Annotated in this window: 5 protein-coding genes and 1 pseudogene; all 6 read right to left on the minus strand. The window is 69.7% G+C overall.

Annotation, left to right across the window (positions count from 1 at the left end; translation table 11 throughout):
- Positions 1-369: 369 nt before the first annotated feature.
- Positions 370-1,182 (minus strand): TIGR03936 family radical SAM-associated protein, encoded by an 813-nt coding sequence (locus tag GT354_RS35105; RefSeq protein WP_202512647.1) that lies wholly within the window; start codon positions 1,180-1,182, stop codon positions 370-372.
- A gap of 131 nt (positions 1,183-1,313) precedes the next feature.
- Positions 1,314-2,144 (minus strand): hypothetical protein, encoded by an 831-nt coding sequence (locus GT354_RS35110; RefSeq protein WP_161360428.1) that lies wholly within the window; start codon positions 2,142-2,144, stop codon positions 1,314-1,316.
- 71 nt (positions 2,145-2,215) lie between these two features.
- A complete protein-coding gene (locus GT354_RS35115) occupies positions 2,216-4,141 on the minus strand; it encodes a TIGR03960 family B12-binding radical SAM protein (RefSeq protein ID WP_161360429.1) in 1,926 nt (641 codons plus the stop codon).
- A 181-nt stretch (positions 4,142-4,322) separates the two neighbouring features.
- Positions 4,323-5,501 (minus strand): rod shape-determining protein RodA, encoded by a 1,179-nt coding sequence (rodA, locus tag GT354_RS35120; RefSeq protein ID WP_346012325.1) that lies wholly within the window; start codon positions 5,499-5,501, stop codon positions 4,323-4,325.
- Between the two features lie 68 nt (positions 5,502-5,569).
- Positions 5,570-7,813, minus strand: coding sequence for a penicillin-binding protein 2 (gene mrdA, locus GT354_RS35125; RefSeq protein ID WP_237535783.1), 2,244 nt, complete (start codon positions 7,811-7,813; stop codon positions 5,570-5,572).
- Positions 7,814-7,873: 60 nt separating this feature from the next.
- A pseudogene (gene mreD, locus GT354_RS35130) lies at positions 7,874-8,362 on the minus strand (rod shape-determining protein MreD); the annotation flags it as partial.
- Positions 8,363-8,493 lie beyond the last annotated feature (131 nt).

The following is an 8,493-nucleotide window of genomic DNA, read 5'->3' on the forward strand; positions in this document are numbered from 1 at the left end:
GGCGACCTCGGGTGTGACGGCAGCCGTAACCGGCGCGGCCTCCGGGGCTGCCGCGCTCGGCGGTCCTGCGGGACGGCTGGCGGCCCTGCGACGGCGGCGTGGTGCCGGCGTCGTGGCCGTGTCGTCCTTCGTGCTGTTGTCGTTGTCGGAAGTACCGGAGTTCACAACCCCGGGTGTACCTGATGTCTCAGGCGTGTCGTTGGGCTCGGTGTCGAGCATGCGGGTCTGTCTCCCGTCACGCTTCCGGGCGCTCCAACGCAGGGCGCCGCGCGGAAGCTTCTCTCTCACTCGCCGATCCCGGCCTGTTGGCCGAAACCGGGCGATAAGTCTGTCGGAAATTCAAGCCTTGTGGCCTCGTGTACCCGGTCGTCACCGATTCGAGGCTTCGACGACGGGTTCTGCACCGCCCTGCGGGCCGGTCCGGAGGTCCTCGTCCCCCTGCGAGGAGAGCTCCACCGCCAATACGGCACGGTCGGGCGCGAGCGGATCGGTCACCGTATTGGTCGCGGTGTCGAGCGGCCCCTGCGCCAGGCGGGTGACCGCGGCGGCGGTGGGCGTAACAAGTTCGGCGACCAAGCGAAGACCGGACAGAACGTCGTCGGGTCGAACGGCGGGTGTGGTGTGCCGTACAACCAGTCGCAGTATCGCACAGGGCGAACCGCTCTTTGCATCGACACCCTGGTGACCTGCGTCGTTCCCGTCGGGGGTGGTGACGGTCAGATCGACAACGGCCGCGCGGGCGTCGAAGGTGCGCAGTCCGTTCTTGGTCATCCGGCCGACCTCGACCTCCTCGGCGGCCAGGAACGCGGTGACCGCGCGCCCGGCTTCCTCGGTGGTGACACCGCTGAGGGCCAGCTCCCAGATCGACGCCTGAAGGCGCTCGGGGAGGTTGCCGCCGTGTGCCTCGACGATCTCGACGATGTCGAGACCGGTCGGGAGGGACGAGTCGAGCAGCTCTCGCAGATCCGCGGGGTCACAGCGTGTGGCCACGGAGATCTCGAGATATTCGGCCTCGCTGGCGACGCCCGTCGGCGCCGCGCCCGCGTAGGAAACCTTGGGGTGCGGGGTGAAACCGGCGGAGTAGGCCATCGGCACTGCCGCCCGCCGCAGGGCCCGCTCGAACGCGCGCTGGAAATCCCGGTGGCTGGAGAACCGGAGGCGACCGCGCTTGGTGTACTTCAGGCGCAGTCGCTGGACCGCCGGCGCGGGCGGCGGCCCCTCGGGCGTACGTCGTGCCAGTTTCGCTCAGTCCTTGATTCGAGAGTGGGGTGGACAGCGGTCGGTCCAAGCCTACGGCCATGCGGCGGGTCGGGTCAGCGGCCCCCGATTCCGAAGGCCCGAAGCACCTCTCGGCCGGCGTTGCCGATGGGCCGAAGGATGTTGCGGCCGACCCACCGCAGCGGCGCCACGACGAGGACCCGCCAGACGGCTCGGATCGCCCGGCCGATCGGCGCGAGCACGTTGTTCCAGGCCCAGGCCACCGGCAGGGCCACGAGATAGTGCCAGGTCACCGCGATGCCGCGGCCGATCGGCACGAGTACGGCACGCCACAGCCACGACAGCGGGCGCACGATCAGGAAGTTGAACACCGCGGTGGACACGTCCCACGCGAAGCGCAGCGCCTGGAGCGTCGCGCGGGCGACGGGGAAGAGCACGTAGCGCCACAACAGGACGGCCGGCTTGAGCAGGACGTAGCGAATCACCCACGCGAGCGGTCGCACGATCAGCCGGGTCACCACCCACGCGATCGCGTTCGCGATCGGAACCAGCACGTAGCGGGCGACGAACGCCAGGACCGGATGCAGGAACCAGTCCCACAGCAGGACCTTCAGCCCCTTGAGGATCGGCCGCAGGAACCAGTCCCAGAACAGGAACCGGATGCCCCGGCCGATCAGCTTGAGCAGTTCCCACAGCAGCCGCAGCGGGACCACGACGATCAGCGCGATGATCCGGGCGGGCCACCGGACGACCGAGTACAGGCAGCCTTCGCCGGGCTCGGGGCCGCCGCCGGTGCGCTGCTGGTGCGCGTTGTCGGCGTGCGGGCGCCACCCGGCCTGCTCGGTCTCGCCGGGAGGGTGGTGCGGGTTGTCGCGGGTCGTGGGCGTCCACGGCGCCGGATCCGATTGCTCCCCGTTTCCGTTCACCCGGGAAGATTAGTGGCCCCGGTCCCTCGGGGGGAGCGGGGCCACTGATCGGGCTTCGGGTGACGGTGTGACTACTCGACGACGCTCAGCGGCAGCAACTTGCGCCCGGTGGGGCCGATTTGGATCTCGGTGCCCAATTGCGGACATACGCCGCAATCGAAGCACGGGGTCCAGCGGCAGTCCTCGACCTCGGTCTCGTCGAGGGCGTCCTGCCAGTCCTCCCACAGCCAGTCCTTGTCGAGGCCCGAGTCGAGGTGGTCCCACGGCAGGACCTCGTTCCACTCGCGCTCGCGGGTGGTGTACCACGCGAGGTCGACCGGCTCGTCGGCCAGCGCGGTCTCCGCGGACTTGACCCAGCGGTCGTAGCTGAAGTGCTCGGACCAGCCGTCGAATCGGCCGCCGTCCTCCCACACCGCGCGGATGATCTTGCCGACCCGGCGGTCGCCGCGCGAGAGCAGGCCCTCGATCGCGCCCGGCTTGCCGTCGTGGTAGCGGAAGCCGATCGACTTGCCGTACTGCCGGTCGGCGCGGATCGCGTCGCGCAGCTTGTGCAGGCGCGCGTCGGTGGCGGCGGGGTCGAGTTGCGGGGCCCACTGGAACGGCGTGTGCGCCTTGGGCACGAATCCGCCGATGGACACCGTGCAGCGGATGTCGCGGCTGCCGGAGACCTCGCGGCCCTTTTGGATGACCTTCTTGGCCATGTCCGCGATCTGCAGCACGTCCTCGTCGGTCTCCGTGGGCAGGCCGACCATGAAGTACAACTTCACCTGGCGCCAGCCGTTGCCGTACGCGGTCGCGACGGTGCGGATCAGGTCTTCCTCGGACACCATCTTGTTGATGACCTTGCGCAGCCGCTCGCTGCCGCCCTCGGGCGCGAAGGTCAGGCCCGAGCGGCGACCGTTGCGGGTCAACTCGTTGGCCAGGTCGATGTTGAACGCGTCGACGCGGGTGGACGGCAGCGACAGGCCGATCTTGTCGTCGGTGTAGCGGTCGGCGAGACCCTTGGCGACCTCGGCGATCTCGGTGTGGTCGGCCGAGGACAGCGACAACAGGCCGACCTCCTCGAAGCCGGTGGCCTTGAGGCCCTTGTCGACCATCGCGCCGATGCCCTCGATGCTGCGCTCGCGCACGGGCCGGGTGATCATGCCCGCCTGGCAGAACCGACAGCCGCGGGTGCAGCCGCGGAAGATCTCCACCGACATCCGCTCGTGCACGGTCTCGGCCAGCGGGACCAGCGGCTGCTTGGGGTAGGGCCACTCGTCGAGGTCCATCACGGTGTGCTTGGACACCCGCCACGGCACGCCCGACTTGTTCGGCGCGACCCGCTGGATCCGGCCGTCGTCGAGGTAGTCCACGTCGTAGAACCGCGGTACGTACACGTTGCCGGTGACCGCGAGGCGGAACAGCAACTCGTCGCGACCGCCGGGGCGGCCCTCGGCCTTCCACGCCCGGACGATGTCGGTGATCTGGAGCACGGCCTGCTCGCCGTCGCCGACCACGGCACAGTCGATGAAGTCCGCGATCGGCTCGGGGTTGAACGCGGCGTGTCCGCCGGCGAGCACGATCGGGTGGTCCTCGGTGCGGTCCTTGGCCTCCAGCGGGATGTCGGCGAGGGAGAGCGCGTTGAGCATGTTCGTGTAGCCGAGTTCGGTGGAGAAGCTCAGGCCGAACACGTCGAAGTCGCCGACGGGTCGGTGCGCGTCCACGGTGAACTGCGACACGTGGTGCTCGCGCATGAGCTTTTCCAGGTCGGCCCACACCGCGTAGGTGCGCTCGGCGAGCACGTCGGGCACCTCGTTGAGGACCTCGTACAGGATCATCACGCCCTGGTTGGGCAGACCGACCTCGTACGCGTCCGGGTACATCAGGGCCCAGCGGACCGTACACGCGTCCCAGTCCTTGACGGTCGAGTTGAGTTCGCCACCGACGTACTGGATGGGCTTCTGCACCTGGGCGAGAAGCGGTTCCAGCCGCGGGAACAGGGACTCGACGGGCATGGCGGTCCTTCCGGGGGGACAGGGAGGGGGATCGACCTCCCAGCCTAACGCGACACGGGCGGGCCCCCCTACCGAGCCGGTCGGGGGGTCCGCCCGCGGGGCGTCGTACGTTTCGGTGCCGGGCCGAGGAGCCGGCCGAGCGGAGCCGACCCGGCGAGCCGACGGCCGAGCCGCCGCCGGGCTAGACCGCCTTGAAGGCGGCGGCGTGTCTCATGTGCACCGATTGCAACAGCCCTATCCCCATCCAGATCGCGAACATCGACGATCCGCCGTAGGACACGAACGGCAGGGGCAGGCCCGCGACGGGCATGATGCCCAGGTTCATCCCGACGTTCTCGAACATCTGGAACGCGAACCACGCGACCACGCCCGCCGCGACGATGGTGCCGAACAGGTCGTCCGCGTGTACCGCGATCCGGATCCCGCGCCACAGCACGATCAGGAACAGGCCGATGATCGCGCAGCAGCCGGCGAAGCCCAGTTCCTCGCCGGCGACCGAGAAGACGAAGTCGGTCTGTTGTTCGGGGACGTACTGGCCACTGGTCTGCTCACCGTGGAAGAGCCCCTGGCCGAAGAGGCCGCCCGAACCGATCGCGATCCGGGCCATCTTGGTGTTGTAGCCGACACCGGCCGGGTCGAAGTCCGGGTTCGCGAACGCCCGGAACCGGTCGATCTGGTACGCGCTGAGCAGCCCCAGATGCACGATCGCGGCCGCGCCGGCGCCCGCCGCGGCGACCAGACCGATCATCCATCGCGCCTTCGCTCCCGACGCGAGCAGCACGCCCAGCACGATCATCGCGACCACCATGACCGAGCCCAGGTCGGGCATCAGCATGATCACGCCCATCGGCAGCGCCGCCACCACGAGCGCCCAGAACACCGACTTGTGACCGGGTCGGTCCCGGTCCCCGGTGTCCACCCGCTCGGCCAGGATCATGCCCATGCACAGGATCATCGCGATCTTGGCGAGCTCGGCCGGCTGGACGGAAAAGCCCGCGCCCAGCTGGATCCAGGCCCGCTGACCGTTGATCGTGCTGCCGAGTGGGCTGAGCGCGGCCATCAGGCCGAGCATCGCGGCGATGCCCACGAACGGCGCGAACGGCCTTATCCGCCGGTGACCGATTATCGCCACCACCGTCGCCAGGACCAGGCCGATCGCCAGGTTGAGCAGGTGGCGCTTGAAGAAGAACTGCGGGTCCCCGCCGGTGAGTCCGCGCCGGGTGCGCGTCGCGGACCACACGAGCAGCGAGCCGACCAGCGACAGCGCGAGCGCCGAGCTCAACAGCATCCAGTCGAGCCGGCGCACCGGGGCGTCGCGCTGGATGATCTGTCGGGTGAGCGACCTGCGGGGGGTGAACACCGGTGCGAGGCGGCCGAGATCGGGCGTGCCGAACCCGGCCACGCGCGACGCGGGCCGCAGTCTCAGGTTCATGTCCCTCTCCCGGTCCGGTAGGCCACCCGGTCGGGCGGCAGCGCCGCGGGCGCGGCGATCACGGTGGTCCCGGCGGTGCTGCCGCCGGCGGGCTGCGGGGCCGCCCGGACCTGGTAGGACGCGGGAACGACGGTGCCGTCCTCCTTGACCTGCGGCAGGTTCGCGGGCGGGGTCGGCAGGAGCGCCTTGGTGGGGTCGATCGCGCCCTTCTCGTCGACGCCGAACAGGGCCTCGTAGATCTTGCGCACCGACGGGCCGGACGTGCCGGACCCGGTGCCGCCCTGGCTGACCATCATCACCACGGCGTACTGCGGTCCGTCGGTGGGACCGCCGTAGGTCGCGAACCACGACGTGCTCTGCTTGCCGTACACCGAGCCGGTACCCGTCTTGGCCGCTATCGGCAGCTGCGCGTTGGGCCAGTTGGCGAACACGCCGGACGCGGTGCCGTTCTGGGCGACGCCCAGCAGCGCGGTCTGGAGGTACTTCAAGGTGGCCTCGCTTATCGGCAGCTTGCCCGACGCCTGCGGCACGATGTCGCGAACGAGCCTGCCCTCGGGGCTGATCACGGCCTTGCCGATGGTCGGCTTCCACAGCGTGCCGCCGTTGGCGATCGCCGAGTACACCCGGGCCATCTGGAGCGGGGTGACGGTGGTGTCGCCCTGGCCGATCGCGAAGTTGATCGCGTCACCGGCGCGGAACTGCCACCCGTCGACGCAGTTCTCCTTGGCGATCGTGTCCGCGTAGTCGTTGCCGGTCTTGCCCTGCCTGCACCACGCGTCCTTGTTCTGCTCCCAGTTGCGCTTCTTCCACGCGCGGTCGGCGATCCGGCCGCCGGACTCGGCGGGAAGGTCGATGCCCGTGGGCGAGCCCAGGCCGTAGTTCTTGGCCATGGTGACCATCGGGTCCTTGGCGGTCTTGCTGAAGATCCCGCCGTCCTTGAGCCACATGTCGTAGCCGATGCCGTAGAACACGGTGTTGCAGGAGACTTCCAGGGCGCGCTGGAGGGAGATCGGGCCGTAGCCCTTGGACTCCAGGTTGTTGAAGACCTGGCCGCCGACCGAAATGCTCGGCGAGCAGTCGTAGTTGGCCTTCGTGGAGTAGCCGGACTCGGCCGCGGCCGACGTGGAGATCACCTTGAAGATCGATCCCGGCGCGAACTGACCCTGGGTGGCCCGCGAGATCAGCGGGACGCCGGCCTTCTCGTCGGTGAGCTTCTTGTAGTCGTCCGGCGAGATGCCGCCGACCCACACCGAGGGGTCGTAGTCGGGCGCGCTGGCCATCGCGATCACCCGCCCGGTCTTGACGTCCAGGACCACGGCCGCACCCGCGTCGGCGATGAAGTTCTTGTGCGTGTTGCCCGCGTCGAACGTCGATCGGGCCCGCTTGATCGCCTCGCCGAGTTGTTGTTCGGTGATGGCCTGTATGCGCGCGTCGATGCTCGTCACGAGGTGGTTGCCGGCCACCGGCGGGGTCTCCCCCGCTGTGCCGGTGACCCGGCCGAGGTGGTCGACGGACAGTCCGGTGACCCCGGACTTGCCACGCAGGTCGGCGTCGTAGGTGCGCTCCAGGCCGGCGCGGCCGACCTCGTCGGCGCGCTGGAGATCCTTCTTGCCTGCGGCCTTCTGCTTGGCCAACTCGTCGTCCGAGACCGGCGAGAGGTAGCCGACGACGTGTGCGCCGTTGACCCCTTCGGGCGCCGGGTACTGCCGTACGGCGGTCGGCTCGGCGGTCACCCCGGGAAAGTCCTCGCGGTGCTCCATGATGGTGAGCGCCTGCTCGGTGGTGGCGTCCTCGGTGACCGGGATCGGCTGGTAGGGCGAGCCGTTCCAGCACGGCTTGGGCACGTTGCGCTCGCACAGCCGGGTCCGGCTCTTGACCTCGTCGACCGGCAGTTCGAGCACGCCGGCGAGCTTGGTCAGTACCGCCGCACCGTCGTCGGGCATGCGCAGGAGGTCGGTACGGCTGACCGAAACGACCAGGGCGGTGCGGTTGTTGACGAGCGGGCGGCCCTTGTCGTCGAGGATCTGGCCGCGGACGGCCGGCGTGATCACGTCTCGGACCTGGTTCTGCGAGGCCGCCGCCGTGTAGTGGTCGCCTTCGCGAATCTGGAGAAACCACAGGCGGCCGAACAGGGTGATCATCAGCGACAGCACGAGGATCTGGAGGATCACCATGCGCGCGCGCACGCGGTGCGCGCCGTCCCCTTTCGAACGCCCGGCGTTGCGCAGGCTGGGCATCATGGGTGGTTCACCTCCCTACCTCGGCCGGGACAGGCCCGAGAGCATCGGTTGCGGATCGATACGACGAGCGAGGGCCATCACCCACGGCAGCACGAACGGCGCGAGGATCACGTCGTAGACCACGGCCGTGAACATGAGCTTGGGCAGGCCCACCTGACGCGCGGCGGTGTCGCCGACCAGCGCCCCGACGCCCGCGTACAGCATGGTGGTCGCCGCGGCGGCGACTGCCACGACCATGATCGGGGTGAGGATCGAGCGTCTGGTGCTGCGCGACGCGAACAGGCCCGCGAAGTAGCCGGCCAGGCACAGCACGAACGCGTAGCGGCCCGCCGCGTGGTCCGCGGGCGGCGCGAGGTCGGCGCACAGGCCGGCCGAGAAGCCGATCACGCATCCCGAGGTCGGACCGTACGTCATGGCGAGCGCGACCACGATCACGAGCAGCAGGTCCGGTACCGCGCCGGGCAGTCCCAGGCGCGCGAGCACGCTCACCTGGACCACGAGCCCGATCACGATCAGCAGCGCGGCGTAGACCACGCGGGAGATCCGCAACGTCTCAGTCCCTTCCGGGCGGCGAGGTCGCGGGCGGCGGTTTGCGTCCGGTGCCGCTCGCGTTGTTGGTGGTGCCGGTCGGCGGCTTGGCGGCTTGCGAACCGCCCTTGGGCGGCTCGGTGGAGGCGGGC

The organism is Streptomyces sp. SID3343 (assembly GCF_009865215.1).
Taxonomy (GTDB): domain Bacteria; phylum Actinomycetota; class Actinomycetes; order Streptomycetales; family Streptomycetaceae; genus Embleya.

What these genes read in the sequence shown, in the direction of transcription:
- GT354_RS35115 (WP_161360429.1), bottom strand. Translation starts at nt 4,141, where the DNA reads ATGCCCGTCGAGTCCCTGTTCCCGCGGCTGGAACCGCTTCTCGCCCAG.
- mrdA (WP_237535783.1), bottom strand. Translation starts at nt 7,813, where the DNA reads ATGATGCCCAGCCTGCGCAACGCCGGGCGTTCGAAAGGGGACGGCGCG.